The organism is Marinobacter sp. LV10R510-11A (assembly GCF_900215155.1).
In the GTDB taxonomy this organism is placed as follows: Bacteria; Pseudomonadota; Gammaproteobacteria; order Pseudomonadales; family Oleiphilaceae; genus Marinobacter.
This window is the reverse complement of the sequence record NZ_LT907980.1, coordinates 3,239,736-3,262,455: the sequence shown is the minus strand read 5'-3', so window position 1 is coordinate 3,262,455 and position 22,720 is coordinate 3,239,736. Positions and strand designations below refer to the sequence as shown.

At 53.4% G+C, this 22,720-nt stretch carries 22 protein-coding genes and 1 riboswitch; of the genes, 7 read left to right on the top strand and 15 right to left on the bottom strand.

The window, feature by feature from the left end; all coding sequences use genetic code 11:
* Positions 1-318: 318 nt before the first annotated feature.
* The gene (locus tag CPH80_RS15640) at positions 319-1,083 is read right to left on the bottom strand and encodes a hypothetical protein (protein ID WP_096279232.1); all 765 of its coding nucleotides are present in this window, start codon (positions 1,081-1,083) and stop codon (positions 319-321) included.
* A gap of 146 nt (positions 1,084-1,229) precedes the next feature.
* On the opposite strand from CPH80_RS15640, the gene CPH80_RS22655 reads away from it, so the two are divergent.
* Genes CPH80_RS22655 through CPH80_RS15630 form a run of 3 tightly spaced genes read left to right on the top strand, consistent with a single transcriptional unit; the run spans position 1,230 to position 3,210 of the window.
* The gene (locus tag CPH80_RS22655; protein WP_227520210.1) at positions 1,230-1,754 is read left to right on the top strand and encodes a tyrosine-type recombinase/integrase; all 525 of its coding nucleotides are present in this window, start codon (positions 1,230-1,232) and stop codon (positions 1,752-1,754) included.
* A complete protein-coding gene (locus CPH80_RS22650) occupies positions 1,739-2,140 on the top strand; it encodes a tyrosine-type recombinase/integrase (RefSeq protein ID WP_264754795.1) in 402 nt (133 codons plus the stop codon). Before CPH80_RS22655 ends, CPH80_RS22650 begins: the two co-directional genes overlap by 16 nt.
* Positions 2,137-3,210, top strand: coding sequence for a transposase (locus CPH80_RS15630; protein WP_096279230.1), 1,074 nt, complete (start codon positions 2,137-2,139; stop codon positions 3,208-3,210). The genes CPH80_RS22650 and CPH80_RS15630 overlap by 4 nt, the downstream gene beginning before the upstream one ends.
* A 1,081-nt stretch (positions 3,211-4,291) precedes the next feature.
* On the opposite strand, the gene CPH80_RS15625 is transcribed toward CPH80_RS15630, so the two are convergent.
* The 5 genes from CPH80_RS15625 to CPH80_RS15600 form a co-directional block, all read right to left on the bottom strand.
* Positions 4,292-5,038, bottom strand: a complete 747-nt coding sequence (locus CPH80_RS15625) for a hypothetical protein (protein ID WP_096279228.1) — start codon at positions 5,036-5,038, stop codon at positions 4,292-4,294.
* A gap of 525 nt (positions 5,039-5,563) precedes the next feature.
* Positions 5,564-5,962, bottom strand: coding sequence for a hypothetical protein (locus tag CPH80_RS15615; protein ID WP_096279224.1), 399 nt, complete (start codon positions 5,960-5,962; stop codon positions 5,564-5,566).
* Positions 5,963-6,081: 119 nt separating this feature from the next.
* The gene (locus CPH80_RS15610; RefSeq protein ID WP_096279222.1) at positions 6,082-6,450 is read right to left on the bottom strand and encodes a hypothetical protein; all 369 of its coding nucleotides are present in this window, start codon (positions 6,448-6,450) and stop codon (positions 6,082-6,084) included.
* Positions 6,451-6,547: 97 nt separating this feature from the next.
* Positions 6,548-6,841, bottom strand: coding sequence for a HigA family addiction module antitoxin (locus CPH80_RS15605; protein WP_096279220.1), 294 nt, complete (start codon positions 6,839-6,841; stop codon positions 6,548-6,550).
* Positions 6,841-7,119, bottom strand: a complete 279-nt coding sequence (locus tag CPH80_RS15600; protein WP_096279218.1) for a type II toxin-antitoxin system RelE/ParE family toxin — start codon at positions 7,117-7,119, stop codon at positions 6,841-6,843. Before CPH80_RS15600 ends, CPH80_RS15605 begins: the two co-directional genes overlap by 1 nt.
* Positions 7,120-7,372: 253 nt before the next feature.
* Between CPH80_RS15600 and CPH80_RS15595 the strand changes: the two genes are divergently transcribed.
* Positions 7,373-8,332, top strand: a complete 960-nt coding sequence (locus CPH80_RS15595) for an integron integrase (protein WP_096279216.1) — start codon at positions 7,373-7,375, stop codon at positions 8,330-8,332.
* 24 nt (positions 8,333-8,356) lie between these two features.
* Here CPH80_RS15595 and CPH80_RS15590 read toward each other — a convergent pair whose 3' ends face one another.
* Positions 8,357-9,415 (bottom strand): ribonucleotide-diphosphate reductase subunit beta, encoded by a 1,059-nt coding sequence (locus CPH80_RS15590; RefSeq protein WP_096279214.1) that lies wholly within the window; start codon positions 9,413-9,415, stop codon positions 8,357-8,359.
* Between the two features lie 31 nt (positions 9,416-9,446).
* Positions 9,447-12,215 carry a ribonucleoside-diphosphate reductase subunit alpha gene (locus tag CPH80_RS15585; RefSeq protein WP_096279212.1) on the bottom strand — a complete coding sequence of 923 codons (2,769 nt, stop codon included), beginning with the start codon at positions 12,213-12,215 and terminating at the stop codon, positions 9,447-9,449.
* A gap of 138 nt (positions 12,216-12,353) precedes the next feature.
* Positions 12,354-12,550: riboswitch (cobalamin riboswitch) on the bottom strand.
* Between the two features lie 81 nt (positions 12,551-12,631).
* Here CPH80_RS15585 and CPH80_RS15580 point away from each other — a divergent pair.
* Positions 12,632-13,405, top strand: a complete 774-nt coding sequence (locus CPH80_RS15580; protein WP_096279210.1) for a DUF3047 domain-containing protein — start codon at positions 12,632-12,634, stop codon at positions 13,403-13,405.
* Here CPH80_RS15580 and CPH80_RS15575 read toward each other — a convergent pair.
* Both CPH80_RS15575 and CPH80_RS15570 read right to left on the bottom strand, forming a co-directional pair.
* Positions 13,374-14,183, bottom strand: a complete 810-nt coding sequence (locus CPH80_RS15575) for a substrate-binding periplasmic protein (protein ID WP_227520208.1) — start codon at positions 14,181-14,183, stop codon at positions 13,374-13,376. The two genes, CPH80_RS15580 and CPH80_RS15575, sit on opposite strands and share 32 nt — an antisense overlap.
* Before the next feature lie 114 nt (positions 14,184-14,297).
* Positions 14,298-15,668, bottom strand: a complete 1,371-nt coding sequence (locus CPH80_RS15570) for an amidase (protein WP_096279208.1) — start codon at positions 15,666-15,668, stop codon at positions 14,298-14,300.
* A gap of 201 nt (positions 15,669-15,869) precedes the next feature.
* On the opposite strand from CPH80_RS15570, the gene CPH80_RS15565 reads away from it, so the two are divergent.
* On the top strand, positions 15,870-17,117 hold the full coding sequence (locus tag CPH80_RS15565; protein WP_096278886.1) for an IS256 family transposase: 1,248 nt from the start codon (positions 15,870-15,872) through the stop codon (positions 17,115-17,117).
* A gap of 112 nt (positions 17,118-17,229) precedes the next feature.
* Here the strand turns inward: CPH80_RS15565 and CPH80_RS21710 are convergent, their stop codons facing one another.
* The 4 genes from CPH80_RS21710 to CPH80_RS23380 all read right to left on the bottom strand — a co-directional run bounded on the left by CPH80_RS21710 (position 17,230) and on the right by CPH80_RS23380 (position 20,016).
* Positions 17,230-17,523, bottom strand: a complete 294-nt coding sequence (locus tag CPH80_RS21710; protein ID WP_143752931.1) for a hypothetical protein — start codon at positions 17,521-17,523, stop codon at positions 17,230-17,232.
* A 321-nt stretch (positions 17,524-17,844) separates the two neighbouring features.
* Entirely contained in the window at positions 17,845-18,756 is a 912-nt protein-coding gene (locus CPH80_RS15555; RefSeq protein ID WP_096279204.1) for a hypothetical protein, read from the bottom strand.
* Between the two features lie 65 nt (positions 18,757-18,821).
* Positions 18,822-19,016, bottom strand: a complete 195-nt coding sequence (locus CPH80_RS15550) for a hypothetical protein (protein WP_096279202.1) — start codon at positions 19,014-19,016, stop codon at positions 18,822-18,824.
* Between the two features lie 271 nt (positions 19,017-19,287).
* Positions 19,288-20,016, bottom strand: a complete 729-nt coding sequence (locus CPH80_RS23380; RefSeq protein WP_157746906.1) for a TniQ family protein — start codon at positions 20,014-20,016, stop codon at positions 19,288-19,290.
* A 188-nt stretch (positions 20,017-20,204) separates the two neighbouring features.
* Here CPH80_RS23380 and CPH80_RS15540 point away from each other — a divergent pair, with 188 nt between their 5' ends.
* Complete coding sequence (locus CPH80_RS15540; protein ID WP_096279198.1) at positions 20,205-20,573, top strand: hypothetical protein; 369 nt, start codon at positions 20,205-20,207, stop codon at positions 20,571-20,573.
* Positions 20,574-20,896: 323 nt separating this feature from the next.
* Here CPH80_RS15540 and dauA read toward each other — a convergent pair whose 3' ends face one another.
* Positions 20,897-22,645 (bottom strand): C4-dicarboxylic acid transporter DauA, encoded by a 1,749-nt coding sequence (gene dauA, locus CPH80_RS15535; protein ID WP_096279196.1) that lies wholly within the window; start codon positions 22,643-22,645, stop codon positions 20,897-20,899.
* Positions 22,646-22,720: the final 75 nt, after the last annotated feature.

The window sequence follows — 22,720 nt, the reverse complement described above, 5'->3', positions numbered from 1 at the left end:
GTGGACACCGATAGCGCCGATAGGGGTAACCCCGCCGGTGATTGAGCAGAAGTCAGCAGACGGCATAGTAGCCAAACGCCCGTCGTAATGGTCGGGACAGGGTGAAGGCCTGAACCCGAAAATCAATGAGGAGCCTGTGCAGCTCAACGATTCCATGTCCGACCGGACTGAGGAACGTTGGCGCAAAATCAGAAGCCATCATTGGGGTAGGAGGAGGTAATCGGCCATCTTACTCTGAACGTTTTCGGGAAACGCCCTGTGCGGATCCGCATGCAGGGTGTTGTGGGGGCTGGGGGTTAGATACCCCCGGCTACCCGATTAGGTGCTTGACGGTTCTTGCACGGTCCCGGAATGCCAACCAAGATCGATTTTATTTAGTTTTGGTCTATCGTATTTTCCTCGCAGATACTCAAGAACTGCATTCTCATCGTTTCGATCTACACCAGAATCTACGATATAGGCATCGCCCACGCTTTCACTCGCAACTGGATCAATAACAGCCGAACCGAGCTTGCCTCCGAGTGCTGATGAGCGGATTTCTTCAAACTTGGGAGAGTGTGGATTAAGGCAAAGGGTGCCTCCAGTATGTGTTGAAATCAGAGCTGCATCCAGCACATTCCGATAACGAAAAAATTCGCTGTTCCGAAAAAAATAACAGACGCGATGATAACCGTCCCCATCTAAATCAAAAATTTGAGTTGTTCCATAAAGCGTGGCTTTGAATTGTTCAAACTTTGCTTCCTGCGCGCTGCCGGTGGCACATAGCCACGCTACTTTGAACCATTCTGATTCGCCGTAATCTTTGAGCTGATCATATGCAGACCTGATGATGCCAGAAACCCTATTTTTTCGAATCAGCGGCTTATGCTCGCTATATACATCGCCCTGATTAAGCACATTCTCGCGCTCTTGCATTTCTTCAGGATCATCTTCACGAGATTTAACTTCAATCAGATAGGTTTCAGTGTCAGTCCAAGCCTTATAGTCAGGCCTTTTTTGTCCGGATACCAAAGATTCTGGAATTTTCTCAACAGAAAACCCCCATTGCTTTAGTTGCTCTCCAATAGCCTGCTCTATATCCATTTTTGCACCTAACGCTGAACGCAGTGGCGCGCGTTAGCGCGTCCGCTGGCGTGACTTGTTGAACGAAGCCGCTACGCGGCAGAGGCCAAATTCGACTGTACTTCTCTGACCCCTTCCATTTTGGAGGGCTTGTCAGGAGAAGTGTGATGAACGCCAACGAACACGCCCGTTTTCAAGCACTGCACCAACGCTACCTCACCGAACTCACCCTGCGCGGCAAAAGCCCCAAGACCATCGATCTGTACACCCGTTGCCTGCGACAGGTCTGCGACTATTTCGAGACCTGTCCCGATCAGCTTAGCACCGATCAGCTCCAGCAGTATTTCATGCATCTGGTCCAGCATCGGTCCTGGAGTCTGGTCAAGATTGCCCGCAATGCGTTGCAGAGTTTCTATCAGTATGTACTGCGCAAGCCCTGGGAATACGTCCCTATCGTCAAGGCTCCCAAGGTTCAGACCCTGCAGGACGTGCTCTCCCTGAAGGAGGTCGAGCGCCTGATTAGTCGCACACGCAAACTCAGTTATCAGGTCTATTTCCTCACCACCTACAGTCTGGGCCTGCGACTGAGCGAGTCCCTGAACCTGACCATCGCCGATGTCGACAGTCACCTGAGCGGGTGCATGTGCGCTGTGGCAAGGGCAAGAAGGATCGCTTCGTGCCTTTACCGCTGATGACACTCAAGGCCTTGCGGCGCTATTGGGCCACTCACCGTCATCCAGACCTGCTGTTTCCCGGGGGGCACCCGCCGTATGCGTCGGTTGCCACCTCCGGCAAGCCCCGGGTGATGGACCGGGGTGGAGTGCAGAAGGCCATCAAGCAGGTCGCTCTGGACTGCGGTATCCGCAAAAATGTGCACATTCATTCCCTGCGCCATAGCTTTGCCACCCATCTGCTGGAAAATGGAGTGAACCTGCGCTCAATTCAGACCCTGCTCGGCCATGCCAGCCCGGTGACCACCGCCCGCTACACCCGGATGACCCATGAGGCCCAGCAGAACAGTGCCCTGATGATTAATGCTCTGGTGGAGCGCCTGCAGGTTGACTGGGTGACCCCATGATCACCCTGGCGCAGATTCTGCGCGATCATGAGGCCAGCCTGCAGCAGCACGTCGGGGCACGTATGCGACCGGAGCATCACGCCGCCCTGCGGTCGATTCTGGCCTGCCATACGCCGGACTGTGGCGAGGTTCGCTATCACTGTCGCGCCTGTCAGCAGGTGCAACAGGCGTACCCGTCCTGCGGCCATCGCAGTTGCCCTGCCTGTCAGCACGGCACCAACAGCCAATGGCTGGGCCGGCAGCGGCAGAAGCTGTTGCCGGTGGATTATTTCCTGGTGACCTTCACCCTACCGGCCCAGTTGCGGGGCTTTGCCTGGCACCACCTCCGATGGACCTGTCACGCTCTGTTCCAGGCCGCCCGGGAGACGCTGTGCCAGTTCGCCCGCAACGATAAACGCCTGGGCAACCAGCTCGGGCTGGTCGGGGTGTTGCACACCCACTCCCGCCGCTTGGCTTTCCACCCCCATGTCCACATCGTGGTCCCCGGGGGCGGGCTGACGGGCCATCACTGGCACGCCCGGGCCGGGCGATACCTGTTCAACGGCCGGGCCCTGGCCACCGTGTTTCGCGCCAAATTCCTCACCCGGATGCGCGAGCAAGGCTTTGCCTTGCCGGAATCGATTCCCAAACACTGGGTCGCCCAGTGCGAGCAGGTCGGCCGTGGCGACCAGGCGCTGACCTATCTGGCCCGCTATCTGTATCGTGGTGTGCTCCGGGAGCAGAACATCGTGGATTACGACGGTGAGCAGGTCACCTTCCGCTACCAGGACAGCCAGACCCGGCGCTGGCAGACCCTGACCGAACCGGCGAGCCGGTTCCTCTGGCGGGTTCTGCAGCATGTCCTGCCCAAGGGGCTGCGACGGGTGCGGGAATACGGGTTCCTGCACGGCGGTGCCCGCAAAACCTTACACCGGCTGCAGTTGCGCTTGCAGGTGGCGCTACCCGGGATCGTCACCCAACCCCGGAAACAACGCGTTTGCCCCTGTTGTGGCGAGCCCATGGGCATCACGCTTTGGCGGCGACCTTGCCGGTGGCCCGGGCCGACAATCCGGCGACGATGTTTAGCATAGACCCACATCCGTCCGACATGCACCTCACAGGGAGGGATCAGAGCACCCTATGACACCACCAGGACAGATCGGCTATCGGTTTCACCGAGGGTCACGGGAACCTCTGGCCTGACGAAAATGACCGCCCAATGCCAGGGCCAAAGCACCTCTCAGTTCGCCGATGATATTTCCTTAATAGAGAAGCACCGGGCTCGTCCAACACCGGATCAGGTCGCGGCTGCGCGCGACCTATCCTTATTTGTTAGCTGGGTATAACTGACAGGCCCAACTCTTGGCACTCAAAATGATAGCCTACTCCGCCGCTGCCCTTTCACCAAAATCTGCCGAGGCACGATGTTCAAAAACACCGCAACCGATGCGGTGAATGAACCAGAACGCCAGATTCGCAGATCAAAACCGTGCTCACGGCGAACAGCCCCACAAACGGAACACCCAACTTTCTGTGACCACTGTTGAACCGCCGAACTGCCAACTAACCACCGATTTCGACGGCCTGGGCAAACACCGAAACTCGCCAGTTTTGCTACCAACTATGAGCTGAGGCCACTGGCACCAAACCACCAAAAAGACACACACCAATCCAGCTAACGCTGAGCACAGCGGCGGCACGTCAGTGACGTCCGGCGGCCGTAGGCCGCGTACTGCTGCGATTTGTTAGCTGGGTGTAACTGACAGCCCAGCCCCTGGCACTCAAAGTGATAGCCTACTCCGCCGCTGCCCTTGCACCAAAATCCGCCGATGCACAGTGTCCTAAAACACCGCAGCCGATGCGGCGAACGAACCTGAACGCCAGATTACCAGGCGCAGACCTAAGTTTGCGTGGACGGCCCCACACGGCGAGCACCAAATTTTATGGCAATGCCGGTGAACGATTGAGCTGCCAAACTGATCACCGACTTAGACGGCCTTGGCGTAGCTGAAAGTTACCGGTTTTGCTACGAACCTGAGCCAAGGCCACTGGCACCAAGCCACCAAAAAGGCACCACATCAATCCAGCTAACGCTTGCAGCATGCGCGCCCTTGAAATGGAGCCGAAGGCGCAATGAAAAGGGCGTCGCCGTGCCTGCACTGGTTATACGTTTTACACTCCGGATTGAGACGCCGCGTCCTTCACCAAATATGCGTACGAAATAAGGTAACTCACCAGTATTCGATACTGGTCATGAAAGGTCTTAAGGATCGTGTGGTTGTTCGCAGGCACTTCCAGTATGAAAACTTTGTTTTCAAAAATGAACTGCGACACAAACTCTTCGTGAAGCCTCCTGTCGTTCCCAATCCCGGACTGCCTAATTACCTTACTTGTGAACTCTGTAGCATCAGGCACTAAGCACTGATCATGAGCTATTGCGTGCCGCATCTTCTCAACTAAATGCACGGCAACACGCAAATTAATATCAAACGCATTTTTAGCCTCCCCAGCTTTAATGCTAGAAAAACTATCTGAGAAATAAAGAAGCATTGGATTCAGAGTTCGGGAACGTTTACCTGTCGCTTCAAAGTACGACAAAGCCAGAAATTTTTCGAACTTCTCGTAGGCACTCATAAGCAACCAGCAGTACTGACTATTTTTGTGCCAGTAGGTTAAGAGCTTTAAATCCTCGATGGTTGCTGTCCGAAACGCATATTTTTCAAGCTTCCCAGTGAAAGGATTGTCGAATCCAAAAGCCTCCCTACTGACAATTTCCGCAGATTCCTGTGAATTACTGTATTGCTCAAGAACTTCAAACTCTCTCTTGAACGCATGATTAACGACCTGCTTCATCTGATTAAGGTCAGCCAAGTTCTCCAACAGTTCCTGGTATTGGCTATCAATCACACGCTTCTGCATGCATTCTCCGTAACGTATAACGCGAAGCTTAGCGGCGCCCTTGTAATGGAGGCGAAGCCGCAATGAAAAGGGCGTCCGGCGGCCGTAGGCCGCGTACTACAGCGACTGGTTAGCTGGGGGCAACTGTGAAACCTGAGCCCTGGCAACCAACACGATGGCCTACTCCGCCGCCCTTGCACCGGAAACCGCCGATGCACTGTGATTGAAACTACCGCTAATGATGCGGTGAACGAACCTGAACCTGAGATTAGCAGATCCGGAACCAGATTTTCGTGGACGGCCCCACACGGCAAACACCGTTTTCTATATCAACACCGCGACCGATTGAGCTGCCAGCATGACGCGGATTCCGACGGCCTTGGCGATAACCAGAGCTTCCCGGTTTTGCTACCCATTTTCGGCCAAGGCCACTGGCACACAGCCACCAAAAAAGACCAAGGCACTACCAGCTAACGCTGAATTAAGCGGCGGCTAAAAGCCGTCCGGTGGACGGCCGCCAGGCCGGGAACGAACTTGAATGACTGGTTATGTGCTAGAGATACCCCCGGCTTTATAAACCTTTTCAAACTCGCCTTTTGCACGCATTTTATGGTTAATACATTCAACCATATGGCCATCGGATTTATAAATTTCGCAGCCTTCGGGAGCGACATAATAGTCATTCCATGCTCTTTGCTTTTTTGCATACTCTTGCGATTTTTTCCTAGCCGCATCGATGGCTCTCTGCTGCTGAAGCTTTTTTAACCTAGCTTGCTCCTCTCTCTCGGCTTGCATCATAGCCGCTCGCTCCTGCTGCTCAGTGACAGCTTCCCGCAGTGCTTCCGTTGCAATATGAACTGTATAGCTCACATAAGCTGCTCTAACTGCAAAGGTGATTATTCCAGCCAGTAGTACACCTGATGCAATCTTCAAAACCAGCTTCATTTCTCAACTATTCCTTTCTAATACACATAACGCTGAGCTTAGCGGCGACCTTGTAATGGAGGCGAAGCCGCAATGTAAAGGGCGTCCGGCGGCCATCGGCCGCGTACTACAGCGACTTGTTAAATTATTGATATTATTACTCTCGCGGCAGATATAACCGCTACCAAGAATAGACTCACGAAACCCATATATAGGAGCGGAGTTTTCAACTTTTTGAGTTGCCCTTCGGCATAATCATGCTCAAGTTTTTGACGCATTGTCTTACGAGTACTTTCTCTCAATTCCAAAAGGTCTTCTGGAAAATAATGCGCACCTAAATCCATTGCTCGAAAAGAAACATATATGGAGGCCGCACTAGCAACCAAGGCTATGCCGCTATTACTTATGCCTGCGCAACTCACTGCCAACGCGAATGCCAGAATTCCCACAACCTCATCAAGGTGCCTCTGCCAGCTTCGCAGTTTATTTTCGAGTTGTTCCTGATCCATTTTTACCTCTTAATCTAAAATCTGCTGCTGAAAATTTAACGCCCGGCTTTGCGGCGTGCCGGAGCGCAGCGTAGGCGCGTCCGACAACAGCCACTGGTTAAGCTGCTTCGAAGTCCAAAGGATGAATACCATCCAAATTGACTGTCCGGCGAACCATTCCTAGATCGTGCATGTCTTGCATTGCCAACCAGCTCTCAGGAGTACGCCCAAGAACCTTGGATAGCCGCAGAGACATTTCCGGGCTAATACCACTATCCCCTTTGAGCAACCGAGACAAAGTGGAAGGAGAAACGCCCAGACTGGAAGCCAGTTGACGGGAACTGATGCCAAAAGGCTCCAAGTATACCTCCCGAATAAACTCGCCGGGATGCGGCGGATTATGCATAGTCATCAGTGATAATCCTCATAATCAAGAATGTAGGCGTTGCCATCCCGAAACTCGAACGTCATACGCCAATTTCCGTTAACCCAGATCGACCATCGCCCATTGTCTTTCCCCTTCAATGGATGAAGCCGAAAGCCAGGGATAGTCATGTCTTCAACTGACGTGGCGGTATCCAGAGCAACGAGTTGCATGCGCAGCTTCTTGGCGTGATCAGGCTGAACACCAGCAGTGCTGCCAGTCGAGTAGAACCGTTTCAGTCCTTTGTGATGGAATGTTTTAATCATAAGGGAATAATAGCATGTTGCGCATCACGCAACAATATAGCTTAACAGTAACTTAATAGACCGCTCCGCGATTGGGAAAATCTGACCGCTTCATGATTACGGTTTTTGGCGCCCAGGAACGTCTGTCCATACATTTATAAAACAAGAGCTTAGTCCACTCCCTAGGTCTTTTCCACGTAATCGTTTGACTTCTGTGATCCGCGCCCTCAATAATACTGTACAAAATTACAGTGCTAGGCAAGGAGCCCAAATTATGCAGGGAAAGGAACCCCGTCTGCGTGACCGAGTACACGCCGTTATTCGAGTGAATCATTACAGCGTCCGTACAGAAAAAACCTATTGGTACTGGATTCGCTATTTCATCCGCTTCCACCAAATGAAGCATCCTCGTGATATGGGGCCACGGGAGGTTAATCAGTTTCTGACTTGGCTCGCTGTTCACCGGAATGTTGCGGCGGCGACTCAGTCGCAGGCGCTGAATGCCTTGGTGTTTTTATATGGCAAGGTGCTCGACAAGCCCCTCGGGGAAATCGGCGAGGTCATCCGCTCGAAAAAGCCACGAAAGTTACCGGTAGTGCTCACTCACGAAGAAGCCATGAACATTATCGCAAAGCTTCGCCGTCCCAATCACATAATCGCTTCACTGATGTACGGTTCGGGCCTTCGTGTTACCGAAGCCTGCCGGCTTCGCATTAAGGATCTGGATTTCAATCAGCAGGTGATAACAGTCCGTGATGGCAAAGGTGGCAAAGACCGTACAACGCTGTTGCCGGGAACACTTATTGCGGAGTTAAAAAGTCATGCTGATAACATCTGTAAAGCTTGGAAACAGAAAGATCCCGAGTTTCAACACCCTGTCAGTCTGCCTCATGCGCTCTCACGAAAATACCCGAACGCTGGGTACTCGCTGGAATGGCAATGGCTGTTTTCTTCGCCTTCTCTGAGTTCCGATAATCTGGGTAATGTCACGCGTCATCATCGTCATATCACGTCGGTGCAAAGAGCCGTTCGTAATGCAGTAAAAACAGCCGCTGTAGGCAAGCCTGCTGGCTGTCACACCTTCCGACACTCTTTTGCAACAGAGCTACTAAAACGCGGCAACGACATCCGCACAGTGCAAGATCTGCTCGGCCACGCAGACCTACGAACCACCCAAATCTACACCCACGTTCTAGGGCAAGGTTTTGCAGGGGTTCGCAGTCCGCTGGGTTGAGCCGCGCTGAGCGTTAGTAAGTACTTACCACTCCAGCTGCGAACCCGTCTGGTACTCAATCACCCGTGTCTCAAAGAAGTTCTTTTCCTTGCGCATAGTCGCCTGCTCGTCCAGCCAGGGCGATACGTTTTTCGCCCCCGGGAACGGCTCTTCCAGGCCCACTGTGCGGGCGCGGCGGTTGGCTACGAAGCGGAACTGTTCGGTGTGGTATTTCGCGGAGTAGCCGAGGATGGGGTCGCGCAGAATATAGTTAGCGTAGTCGCGTTCAGCGGCTTCGCATTCGTCCCACATATCGCGCACGGCTTTGGGGTCGAAGCTGATGTTTTCTTCTTCTAGGATCTGGTTAACCACTTTCAGGCCGAAGGAGAAGTGCATGGATTCATCGCGCAATATGTACTGGAACTGTTCGCCAGTGCCGCGCATTAGGCCGCGACGCTGCAGGGCGAAGATGGGGCTGAAGCCGTTATAGAACCAGCAGCCTTCAAACACCCCCGCGAAAAACAGGTACGACATGATGAATTCTTGTAGGTCGTCCTTGTTGCGCAGGTTCATGTCGGGGCGCATGGCGGCGTTCAGGCGGCGGTTGGCTATCTGGATTTTGGCGTTTATTTCTGGCACGACGCGATAGCGATTATAGATTTCGCTCTGGTCTAGGTTCAGGGTTTCAATGCAGTGTTGATAAGCCCACGTGTGCATTGCCTCTTCGTAGACTTGGCGCGCCTGGTAGATCTGCAATTCAGGGGCGGTCATTTTTTCCATCACAGCGAGGCCAATGTTGCGCATGGCGATGATGTCAGAGGTAGTCAGGTAGGCCAACACGTTTTCAAACACGTGCTTTTCCGCTGGGCTCAGGCGGTGGTGGTAGTCGTGAACGTCCTGCGCCATGTTCACGTCTAGCGGCGTCCAGTGGTTTTTGTTGGCGTTCATGAAGTATTCCCACGCCCAGGGGTACTTGAACGGAGCCAGCTGGTTTATGTCGGTTTCGCCGTTGACTACGCGCTTGTCTTCAACGTTTACCGGCGCCACGCTGTTATGCGCAGCAGACGGGTTTTTAGGTTTGGTGTCGTCGTCCCAATTAAGCATGGTTTGTGCCTCTCAGGTAAAAAGTAAGTGGTTACTGACAAGCTTCACAATCAGGCTCATCGATGCTGCACACTTGGGGCAGCGGCGCTGCCACCGGGGCCGCGCTTTCGTTTACGCCAGTCGCACCCAACGAGCGCAAGTAATAGGTGGTTTTCAGGCCGCGCTCCCACGCCAGCTGGTATAGCTCATCCAATTTTTTACCACTGGGTTCGGCCATGTACAGGTTCAGGCTTTGGCCTTGATCTAGCCACTTCTGGCGACGAGAGGCCGCTTCTACCAACCAACGGGCGTCTATTTCAAACGCGGTGGCGTAGCGGGATTTCAATTCGGTGGGTACGCGCTCGATTTGCTGCACGCTGCCATCGTAGTATTTCAGGTCGTTTACCATCACGTTGTCCCACAGGCCTTCGGCCTTGAGATCACGCACCAGCGAGGGGTTCACCACGGTGAATTCGCCAGACAGGTTCGATTTCACAAACAGGTTTTGGTACGCCGGTTCGATGGACTGCGACACACCCACAATGTTTGAAATGGTGGCGGTGGGCGCAATGGCCATCACGTTGCTGTTGCGCATGCCGTGCTTGGCGATGAGCTCGCGCACTGGCGCCCAGTCCAAGCGGCTTTCGGTATTCACGCTCAGATCGCCTTCAAGGCGGGCAGCTTTCAGCAGTTCGATGGAATCGATCGGCAAGATACCCTGGCTCCACAGGGAACCGTCATAAGTTTCATACGCGCCGCGGTCGGCCGCCAGCTGCGCCGAGGCGCGGATGGCAAAGTAGCTGAGCTGCTCCATTGCCTGGTCGGCAAACTCCACGGCCTTCGGGCTGGTGTACGGCAGGCGCAGTGCGTAGAGCGCGTCCTGGAAACCCATCAGGCCCAGGCCAACCGGGCGGTGTTTCAGGTTGGAATGACGCGCCTGGGGCACGGCGTAGAAGTTGATGTCGATAACGTTGTCCAGCATGCGCACGGCGGTGTTCACGGTGCGTTCCAGGCGCTGTACGTCCAGCTCGCCGTTGGCGATATGCGCGGCCAGGTTTACCGAGCCCAGGTTGCACACGGCGATTTCGTCGGCGCTGGTGTTCAGGGTGATTTCTGTACACAGGTTGGAGCTGTGAACCATGCCTTTGTGCTGCTGCGGCGAGCGCAGGTTGCAGGGGTCTTTGAAGGTTATCCACGGGTGGCCGGTTTCAAACAGTACGGTGAGCATTTTGCGCCACAGCTGCTTGGCCGGAATGGTTTTGAACAGCTCGATTTTGCCTTCTGCGGCCAGGGCTTCGTAATGCTCGTAGCGCTCGCGGAATTCGTTGCCGTAAAGGTCGTGCAAATCTGGCACATCGCTGGGGCTGAACAGTGTCCAGTCCCGATCCTGGCGCATACGCTCCATCAACAGATCTGGCACCCAGTTAGCGGTGTTCATGTCGTGGGTGCGACGGCGTTCGTCGCCGGTATTTTTGCGCAGTTCCAGAAACTCTTCGATATCCAGGTGCCAGCTTTCCAGGTAGGCACACACCGCGCCTTTGCGCTTGCCACCTTGGTTAACAGCTACAGCAGTGTCGTTCACCACTTTCAGGAAAGGTACCACGCCCTGGCTTTGGCCGTTGGTGCCCTTAATGCGAGAGCCCATCGCACGCACAGGTGTCCAGTCGTTACCCAGGCCGCCAGCCCATTTAGACAACATGGCGTTGTCACGGATGGCGCCGTATATGTCTTCTAGGTCGTCGCCTACGGTGGTGAGATAGCAAGACGACAACTGGGAATGGCGGGTGCCGCTGTTAAACAGTGTAGGCGTCGAGGCCATGTAGTCGAAAGACGACAACAGGTTATAGAACTCAATAGCACGGCCGTTGGGGTCGTCTTCACGCAGTGCCAAGCCCATGGCTACACGCATGAAAAACACCTGCGGCAGTTCTAAGCGATCTTCCTTCCAGTGCAGGAAGTACCTGTCATACAGGGTCTGCAGGCCCAGGAAGCCAAACTGCAGGTCACGTTCAGGTTTCAGCGCGGCGCCCAGGCGTTCCATGTCGAAAGCGGCCATGGCTTCGTCGAGCAGCTCGTAGCGAATGCCGGCGCTGATGAAGGTGCTCAGGGCCTGTGGATAAACCTCTGCCAAGGTCAGGTTGGTGTCCAGCTTCAGCGCGGTTACGCTTTCAAGGCGCAGCTGCTCCAACAACAGGCGTGCGGTGACGGCGCTGTAGTCCGGCTCGCGCTCAATGCGGCCACGGGCGGTCATGATGAGTGCAGTTAGCACTTGGGCTTCGTCGATGCCGTTGTAGAGGTTACGGGTGGCTTCTTCTACAAGGGAGTCGCCATCAATACCTTCAAGGCCGAATGCAGCGTGGTCGACCTGTTGCTTCATCAGGCCCAAATCTAGCGATGCAGTGCGGCCATCGGCCTGTTTTACGGTGAGATGAGGGTGGGCTTCTACTGGCTCGTGCAGTGCGCGTTCGCGGGCGTGTTCTTCGCGATACAGTACGTAGGCACGGGCAACTTTCTGTTCTTCGGCGCGCATCAGGGCCAGTTCGACTTGGTCTTGAATGTCTTCGATGTGCACTCGGCCACCGGCTTTCAGGCGGCGGCTGATGGCTTGCACAACCTGCGCGGTTACCCGGTGAACGGCGTCATTGATATGAGCAGACCCTGCCGCTTGGTCGCCTTCAACGGCGAGAAAGGCCTTGGTAACAGCTACGCTGATTTTAGAGGGGGTAAAGTTGACCAGGTTACCGTTACGTTTGATAACCTGAAGGGCTTCTGTAGCGGATGACGATGAGGGCCGATCTTCGGCGAGGCTTGTCGTAGACATACCGTTATCTCCTGAATACGCGTGAATTCCGTAACCTTCGCGTACGCAGGACAAACCAGCACCAGCCAGTGATGGCTGTAACAGTGCCGTGTTCGTTGCTGCTCACCTTGTAGGGCCAAATGCAGGCGCCTGATTCGCGAAGGTGCAGTCTTCCCTGGCAGGTCTTCGGACTTAGGGGCATGAACCTCAAGGTTCTGCCTTGCGTGGCGACTTCCCGGCCTAGGCCAGTGTCTTTATGCCACGCTCGTTCCCCAATACCGCTGCGCGTCAGTTCCGGATTCTAACCGGATTCCCGATACCATATCTGGTATCTAACCAAGGATTTTGGCACTATATACGGGAAGAATCAGAAGGACAAGGCACTTTTCCTCAATCCGCCGGTCTGTCACAGACACACTGCAAAGTGGGACGAATTCATGCATATCAACATCCGCCCTGTTACCTGGCTGCTGCTTGCAGCATTCAGCCTGGCCTCGCCTCAGTTGCTGGCACAGGAGTCATTGCTTCCGGCATTCTCGAAAATGACGTCGCTTTCAGATGGCTGGGAGCCTCTGGAGTTTCCCAACATAGATCAGCACACTCGCTACGAACTGATCCGCGAGAACGACGCTCAGGTGGTAAAAGCACATACCTCCGGCGGTGCGTCCGGCCTGATTACCCGGCTTAATATAAAACCGGAGAACTCACCGATGCTGAGCTGGCGCTGGAAGGTGTCTAATGTGTTTGAAAAAGGCGATGCTCTGAAAAAATCCGGTGATGACTACCCTGCCCGGATATACGTTGCCTTCGAGTTTCAGCCGGATAAAGCGGGCTTTTTCGAACGGGCGAAGCGTAAAACGGTGGAGTTGCTGTTTGGAGAGGAGCTGCCCGGCAATGCCCTGAACTACATCTGGGCAAACACCTTGCCGAAGGGTGAGTTTATAACCAACCCATACACCGATAAAACCGTGATGATTGCCGTCAGTTCCGGCCGCGAAAAGACGGGCGAGTGGATAAGCATCGAGCGGGATGTTATTGCAGACTACCGAAAGGCGTTTGGGGAGAGCCCGCCGCCAATTCGGGGCATCGCCATCATGTCGGATTCAGACAACACCGGTGAACAAGCAAGCGCGTGGTATGGCGATATCACCCTCGCCCCGACAAATCCAGAAAACCTTTCTAGCGGTGTTGAACAGGAAACCCGGGAATAACATATCCGGAATTGAAATCCCGGATGGGCGGTGCCTCGCCCCTGCTCACAAGGCGCAGATAGGCATCGTCGAATTCCTCTCGCAGCAGCGCCGCCTTGGGGCTCGCTAGGGAAAACAACCAGGCCGAATAACGCAATCGTACATCCGACCCCCGAATCATGCTGTCCGTGGTCTGATCCAGCACTTTCTCGATGGGTTCGCGATAATCCAGCACATAATCGCCACGTTTCAGCTTGAGCATCTCCAGCGCTGCACGGTTGTTAGGTGCTTGGGTGAGCCTTACGTGGCTCGATGCTTTCAGCCACGTAAGCAGGCCACCATAGGTGTAGCCCCCGATCACGATAACGGTTTTGCCCTCAAGCTGATCAAAGTGCGTAAGCGGCTCTGAAGACTCAAGATACCAAGCACTTAACTGCACCGGATAAACATTAGCCCAGCTTTCAAGAACTTCTCTCTCAAGAACCGGTACCCCAGAAAGTCCAGGCCAGAGATCCACGGTTCCGCTTTTAAGATACAGATAAATCCGGCTCACCGGCAGGTAGATAAACTCGGCTTCATAGCCCGCTTCCTGAACGACCTTTCGGGTGAGCTCAATAAAGTGACCGGCAGGCTCGCCCTGTTCGTTCTGATATTCGATGGGAGGGAACTCGGTATAAGCAATGCGCAGCTTGTTGTCATCTGCTTCGGCCAGGGCAGGCCCTGCCAGAGTAATCATGGCAAGCAATGTGACAATAATCGCCAGCCGGGCTACAGAAGCCGGAAACACGCTCGGGGGCAAAAAGGAATTCCAGGATTTATACGATTTATACATAGCATCGGCATGTGGGCATATAAGGACTTTGAGCTGCTGAAGCACAGGTTAACAGACCCTCGTTAAAAGCGTACTCGCGCATTAACGATATTTCAGTGCCTTTTCCACCGCCTGCGCAATGCCAAACACAATATTGTCTGAGCCATTACGGCCAACCAGCATCAGACCACTGGGCAGGTCGCCAAGTTGATGGTTAGGGACAGTGATAGCGCACAGGTCGAGCAAGTTCGCCACGGTAGGGTTGCGAAGAACAAGCAAGTTCAGGCGAGCGTAGTCAGTATCGCTCTCTAGCTCAGTGAGCAGGGGCGGCTCGATGGGCACCGTGGGTGAAAGAAGCCCATCATAAGCGCCGAGCCATTCGTCTGCCTGCTTTTTACGCGCGGCCCGGCGGTGCAGTAGCTCAAGGTAATCCGCCGCACTGATGCCGGCGCCCCGCTCAATGCGCTGGCGCACCCGGGGGTCGTACTGGTCTCCGTGCTGCTGCAGCCAGTGCCGGTGGATGTGATAACTTTCAGCTGCTGCAAGTCCCCCGCCTTCCATGAGTTCAGGCAAAGTATCCAGCACCGGTACCGGTGCTTCGACAATCTGAGCACCGCATTCACGCAGTTTGCGGAGGCTGCTGGCAAACGCTTCGGCAACCCCTGGGGAAAGATCGTCCAGCATGTAATTGGCCGGCACCACAAAACGGCGTCCACACAGGTCTACCTGGGTACTCTGTTGCCAGCGCTCGCCGGCCATAACCGCATCCAAACGCGCACAGCACTCGACGCTACGAGCAATCGGACCAATGGAGTCGAGGCTCTGGGATAAGGGGAATACGCCATCACGGGGTATGCGTTGCTGGGAAGGTTTAAAACCAACCAAGCCACAGAATGCAGCCGGTATGCGCACAGATCCACCGGTATCCGTGCCAATCGCTGCAACGGCCATACCGTGGGCCACCGCAGCCGCAGCCCCAGAGGATGAACCACCAGATATCCGCCCCGGCGCAAGCGGGTTGGCGGGCGTACCGTAATGGGGATTAAGCCCAAGCCCAGAGTAGGCAAACTCGGTCATGTTGGTGTGCCCAGTAATAACCGCACCCGCCCGACGCAAGCGCGAGACGATCAGCGCATCAGCCTGCGCCTGTTCAGCCCACCAGCTGGATCCTGAATGGGTCACTTCACCGGCAACATCGAATATAGCCTTGAGCGCTACCGGCAGCCCGGCAAGCTCACCCAACGGAACGCCGCCCTGCTGAAGCGCATCAATAGCGGCCGCCTCAGCTCTGGCTGTGCGATCGAAGCGGGCTGTGTATACCTGATTGGCCGGGTCATCGTGCTGGTCAATGTTGTCCAGGCACCTCTCAAGCAGCTGGCTCGCTTGCCATTTGTTTTGACCCAGCCCTGCCAGCAGAGACGATAAAGTTGTCTCTGTGAGTTCTTCCGGGGCTTGGCCGGGCTGCTGTTTCATATTTCCACTGTCACCCGACAATAAAGTTTGATAATAATATGGGCATTTACACGAACTTCCAGAACTCATAGAAAGATAAGTTTGATATTTTCTGCGCTTCTCGAGTTATGGTTATAACTGGTTTTTAAGGATTTGAAAAGAAGCGGCGTATCTGGTTGATTGGTAATCGCCAAACAACCCACCCACCAGAGGGACGCCACCATGACGAAGAGTAACGTGATCGACCTGGCAGGTCGAGAAGAGGACAAGGATCCATTGACTGCATTGCTGCGAACAGGAGCCAGGACACTCATTCATAACGCTGTAGAAGCGGAACTGAAAGAGGTCCTGGAAAGCCACCGTGATCGACGCCTGGAAGACGGCAGAGCCGGCGTGGTTCGCAACGGCTATCAGCCTGAACGCCAGCTCCAGACCGGCATTGGTCCGGTGACTGTGCGGATCCCGAAAGTGCGGGCCAAGACGGGTGAACCAGTGACATTCCGCTCTGCTCTGGTGCCGCCCTATGTACGGAAGACGAAGTCACTCGAGGCGGCGCTCCCGTGGCTCTATCTCAAAGGCATCTCAACCGGTGAGATGAGCGAAGCGCTGGAAGTGCTGGTCGGGCCGCAAGCCCGTGGCCTGTCAGCCGCTACGGTGGCTCGCCTGAAGAAAACCTGGGGGCAAGAGTACAGCACCTGGCGTGACAGTCCGCTGGATCGGGACAAGTGGGCCTATATCTGGGCAGATGGCGTCTACAGTGGCCTGCGTAGCCAGGAAGACAAGCTGTGCGCGCTGGTTATCATCGGCGTCAACGAACATGGCCAGAAACGCCTGCTGGCTGTCGAAGACGGTGTCCGTGAATCCACCCAGAGCTGGCGGGAAGTCCTTCTCAAGCTCAAGGGCCGCGGTATGAACGTACCGAAGCTGGCCATCGGTGACGGTGCCATGGGCTTCTGGGCCGCGCTTGAGGAAGTCTACGGCAAGACCCGTCAGCAGCGCTGCTGGATGCACAAGACCATGAACATCCTGAACTGCCTGCCGAAGTCGTCGCAGCCAAAGGCGAAGGGGATGCTGCACGAGATCTGGCAGGCAGAGACCCGAGCTGCAGCGGAGAAAGCCTTCACGCTGTTCGTTCACACGTATGAGGCGAAATACCCAAAGGCGACCCGCAAGCTGCAGACTGATCATGACGAGCTTCTGGCCTTCTACGATTTCCCTGCCATGCACTGGCAGAGCCTGCGCACGACCAACCCGATCGAATCGACCTTCGGCACCATTCGCCACAGAACGAAGCGCTCGAAGGGTTGTCTGAGCCGTGACGGCATGCTGCATATGATGTTCAAGCTGGGTCAGTGCGCGGAGCAGAAATGGAGACGCTTGCGCGGCTATCAATCGCTGGGCCAGGTCATTGCTAACGTGAAGTTCAAGGACGGTATTGAAGAGTCCGAATCAGATCAGAAGGTCGCTTGATGAAATTCTTTGAACACCACTATTGACCATAACTCGCGCTTCTCTGGTTCAGAATCTAAAAAAACCGACATTAAAGTTTGATATTTTTTATCATCAAAAAGAAAATCAGGACTCACTCGAACGCGGGAACTAGGGTTTCCGACAGCCCGACCCTAATTCTCTGCGCTGGGTCGCTATTCTTTAGATAATCGAAGACTGCCTTTTCGTAGATTACGCTGACGAACACAGACATATTTCGGCTGGAGTCAGTTGTGTCATGGATTATATCGCAGATCACTGAACCGTCCCTCAGAGCGATGCGAGCTACTCCGATGTGGAGACTCATAGGCAGAGCTTTTTCATGAATCTCTAGCCGCGTGCGACCAAGTATTGCCGGTGGCACTACTTGGGCCAAACCTTCTCCCATATAATCTCTTAAAAGCATAAATCGAGCATTAAAAATAAGAGGGATGGGCTGTTTTCCATTAGCTTGCATGATCAAACTAAGAACCTGGAAGATGACTTGTGCGCACTGCTCACCCTTTAGATACAAATTATCAGCATTAATTCTTATATCTTTATTTGAAGCTACGATTAACGTAAGAGGCTTGAAACAGGTATTTTGGTCAGGATATTTTAAGCCTACATATTTTGGCGAATCAGCCCTTAAATAGGCTATTCCGTCATTTTCCTGCAAGCAAAACCGAATGTTCGGCCCATAATTATCATCATGCACATAAAAATGAAATTAATTCTCATCTTCAGCACATATGTGTTCTTCATTATTTTCATCAACTTGGTTTTCTCGGGCCCCCACTACACATATTGCATGGCCGCCCAATCCATTATCGCCCAAAAGCAAAACGGGATACCCAGACCTAACAAAAGACAAACAATTTACTGAAAATCGTTTTTCTGAAAACCCTAAAACAACACCGTGTTCATTTTTAATGTCACCGGAAACCGCAACCGGATTGAAATTCTGGCGGTGGATCGCCTCCAATATTTGATTCGGCGTCATGCCCTTTGACGGGAACGCCCTCGCTCCAAATTGTTCAGCAGACTTTGTAATCTCAGCTGTTGTAGGAATCGCATGGTGATCATCTAGCGCGGAGGAATGGAACATCGTCCATAAACCTATAGTGGCGCAAGCAGCGACTCCCGTATCTTGCTGCTGCCAAGCCAAACCTTTTACCGACAATCTTAATCCCGCTATATGCGCATGGTAGGTCCGAGCAGGTTCAGTGATTCTCGGGGTTTCAGGCGTTTTATCAGGATATAAGGCAAGAACAGTTCTTCCAAATGGTGCAGAGGGGATTGGTCGTAAAACTATAAATCCGAGATAGTTTTTTTGAAGAACTCTCTCTTTATCACTCGTATTCAAATTTTCTAAGAAGCTATCCCTATCGATTTCATTTGGGCCGAAAATATGCAACCTTTTACATACATTGGGATAACCAACAGCTACACGTGAATAAAAACTAGAGAACTCATCCAAGTAATCCCGATCAAAATAATTTTCTTCCACTAATAAAGCTTGAGCGCCGGCACCGGAAAGGTAGCTAATGATATAATTTTTTTGATGTGTGTCCCCCAAAACCCGAATAGGATTAGATTCATCTTCAAAGGACCACCACGACATACCTTTTGGCTGGTTCATTGACACTCCATATCAACAAAAAACCCAGCATAACCGCTGGGTTTTAACTTAAAATTATTTAACAACTAACTATAAAGTTGTGCCAAGCAAGACTCGTCGAACCGAGTGTTGTAAGGGGAGTCTTTCTGCTCCTTTTTCTTGCGATCCAGAGTTTCAACTAAAATGTGCATGTCTGCTTTTGGAATCTGAAGATCTGAAGGCAAGGACGATCTAACCCTTTGGCCTTCGCTCCAGAGCATCCTGCTTTGCTTTTTAGTCATAACCACTCCCAGTGCACCGAAAATTAGAACACTTGATCAATCTAAAAATCTATGTTCGAAAATAGCGACCATAGGATCCCTGAAATACTCTACCTGAGCTCGTCTCTTCCAAGGCTACCCTACGCTCTGTATATAGCCTAAAAACAGCGTAACAAGCAAGCACGGTGGGAAATTATACTAGAAGAGCAAGTTTGGTTCTATCAGAAATTGGCGCAAGTGCGCTGCCCAGCGCACTAAACTGGGGGTAGGTTATCCTCAAGATTTAACCCAGTCACTTTGACTGGTGCTGCACGCCTTTTCCCCTACATAGATCCTGCTGGTGCGCCAAGTCCCGATAAAATCTCGACCACTGATGGATGTTGGGTACGTCTGTCGTTTTGCATCGAATCAAGCCTGAAATACCAATGGATAACAGCAGATTTTTTCTAGCGGCCAGCGGTGACACTGCGGGAATATCTTGCGTGATGGCCTGTGTGCCAATAAACCTATGCCGCCTATGTGACTGCAGAGGGATGCCGGTGTCGATCAGTAGACAGCTATGTTCCGGGCACGCTTCAACACCAGGACACTGGAAAAGCCGTTGCCAATACCGGTAGCCATGCCTTCTCAATTGGTGCTGACAACACAAAGGACAGACCTTGAAATTGGACGGCCAAACGATATTCGAAGCATTAAGGCCAGTTCTCAGCATGCTGTGGTTTTTACCCTGGCCACATAAATCACGGACAAAGTGATCGTAGGCCTTGGAAGCTACGAAGGGACGAAACACCGGGAGAAGGGTATGTTTCTCTAACAGTTCGCGGGGTGAGATAGTCCATAGATGCCCGATATTCGCGAGCAATTGACTTGCATGGCCCTGAAGGACCGACGACGGCACAATTTTCTGAGCAGCAAAAAGCTCATCCAAGGCGACCTTGTCGTCGCCCAGGCCCTGCCGTTGAACGAATCTCGCTATAACGCTACCGAGCAGTTCATCGTCATGGGCCCTGGGAAATTGCATTAACATATCTGCTCAACCAGAGTGTATTCGATTAAATAATAGTCAAACAAGCGATGTGGCTGATCACATCGGGTAACGTCGCACGCCTCGATTCTGAGCGGCGCCAATCAACAACAATACAATGCACTTCACTGCTCGCAACAGTACCGGATGTTTTAACACCAGATATCTGCGGCGGGGAGAGCCACATGCCGATCAGGAATGACGCTGAAGCAGAAGAACTGGAGTGGCTCAAAACCACAGCGAACAGGGCTTCCAAAGCCTATCGGAGCGGCTTCGGGCGTTGCGTAGTCTATCGGTCCGACACTCTGGAAAGTAAACAATCCGCTGAAGCACTTCAGACACTTTTGTCGGAAGAAGAAGGCATCGAGTGCTTCGTTGATCCTATTCAACAGCAGACTCCGGCGCTACCTGACAGGAACGGTAATTGGATCATCGACAACGCAAATACTCTGAATGACTTTCCAGCTTCAGCGTGGCTGAAAACCGCATTAGACATCCACCAACCAGAACTACGATTTATCCTGGCAACTGATACTCGCCCCCAAGCTGACTGAACGACGCCCAGGCCTTCTTGGTGCGCTTAATGTGTAAAAGGAGTCAGCTATCCTGTAAACATGATGTTTTGACCTACCGGTCCTCAACGGGATAGCTAACAGCTCCTTGATCAGAGCAACATTGCAGCGGGCAGATCAAAACCTCATTCCTAATGCTGCTGCAATCGCATTCCATTTCAAATTAGGTGTAGCCCCGCCATTGCACTGGGTTATGCCGCAAGCATTGGAGTACGCCTGCAGCTAAATGTCTGAGCCGGTGCACGAGCCATGCAAAAATCGAAAGTTGTCCTACCCACGAAAAATATCCAACGGCCTGCCTCATTTTACCGTTGTGAGGCCAGCCAGCGAAGCGCAATAGCTTTGGCTTGTGTCAGACTGCCAGCGTAGGTAAGTCTGCCAATGACTTTCCGCACATGAGCCCGACGCAATTTGACGATGATGCGAGTCGGTAGTCCGGTCAGAATCAGCGAGACATTATCCTGCAGCATGTCTTCAACCAGGGTCTGAAGATTTACTATGGCGGTGCCGTCCATACTCGGCACGCCTTGCATGTCGAGGATAATAATTCTGACCTGAGGATCGACCAGGCGCAGGGACGTAAGCGCTTTCTCTGCAGCACCGAAGAACATCGGTCCGTTGACATCATAAACGGCAACCTCGGGCGGCAGTCCGTTAACCGTTGAGTGGGTTTCTGTGTCTATCTTGTCGGTGCGGGTGAGCAGTGCCATTCGCCGAATAAACAAGGCAGCCGCCAAACCAATTCCAACTGCAACGGCCAGCACCATGTCGAAGATTACAGTAAGACCAAAGCACACCAAAAGAACGCTCACGTCCCCAGCGGGAGCTGATCGCAAGGTGTGCATGAAATGGCGGGCCTCACTCATGTTCCAGGCGACGACGAGCAGGAGGGCTGCCAAGGCTGCCATTGGGACAAGCCCCAACAACCCCGCAAGTGCCACGACGGAAAGCAATACAACCAGCGAGTGCACCACTGCAGCAATGGGGGAGCGAGCACCACTTCGGATACTGGTCGCAGTCCGTGCGATCGCCGCTGTGGCCGTGACCCCACCAAAAAGAGGCGCCACTATATTTCCAAGGCCCTGGCCAATAAGTTCAGCGTTGGGGTCGTGCCGGGTTTTGGTCATGCCGTCCGAAACCACTGCGCAAAGTAGAGACTCAATCGCCCCCAGAATGGCGATTGCGAACGCGGGGCCTATCAACGAGCGGATGAGCTCAAAGTTCAGCTTTAGTGGTTCTCCATTAGCGCCGGGTAACGACCAGGGCACCATAAAAGTGGGGGCGATCGGTGGAATACCGCTACCTACGTCTCCTTGATGCTCCCACGTGAACCGGGAGGCGATAGTTTCGACCGTCGTTCCGTCACCCCCCATCAAACTGTTGATCAGGTAAGCGCCTATGGCTCCTGCAACCAAGCCCATCAGGGGTGCTGGTAAAGGTAGCTTCAGGCGAGGCCAGAGGATAAAAACTGCTAGTGAGAAAAAGCCGATTCCCAGCTCAAACGGATTAATAGAAGGCAACGAGGCCCCTATCCTGCCTAGATTCTCCACAAAGTGTTCGCCCATCTGACCCACTTCCAGCCCCAGAAAATCAGGGATCTGAAGCACTGCGATCACGACCGCAATGCCGGCGGTGAATCCCAGCACGACCGGGTAGGGCACGAACTGAATCAGTTGGCCCATTCGCGCGAGGCCTAATGCCACCAAAATCAAACCGGCCATCATGGAAGCGATCAGCAAACCACCGAGTCCGTATTGCTGCACAATGGGAAATAGGATCACGACGAATGCAGCCGTGGGTCCTGAAACGTTAAAGCGGGAGCCACCAGTCAGTGCAATGATTACCCCTGCAACAATGGCGGTATAAAGCCCGTGCTGGGGAGGAACGCCGGTTGCAATCGCCAAAGCCATGGAAAGCGGTACCGCTACGGTACCAATGGTCAGCCCTGCCATTACGTCCTTGCGAAGATCGGCTAGGCCGTAGCCTTCTTTAAAAGCGGACCGCAACCCGGTCGCAATTCCTGGCAAATTTCGTAACATCTCAGGCATTGCCATTGGTTAACTCCCTGCTGTGTCGTATTTGCTGGATTTCCCGATTTTTCAGCGTTCGTGGCGTTATACCCACGCTGG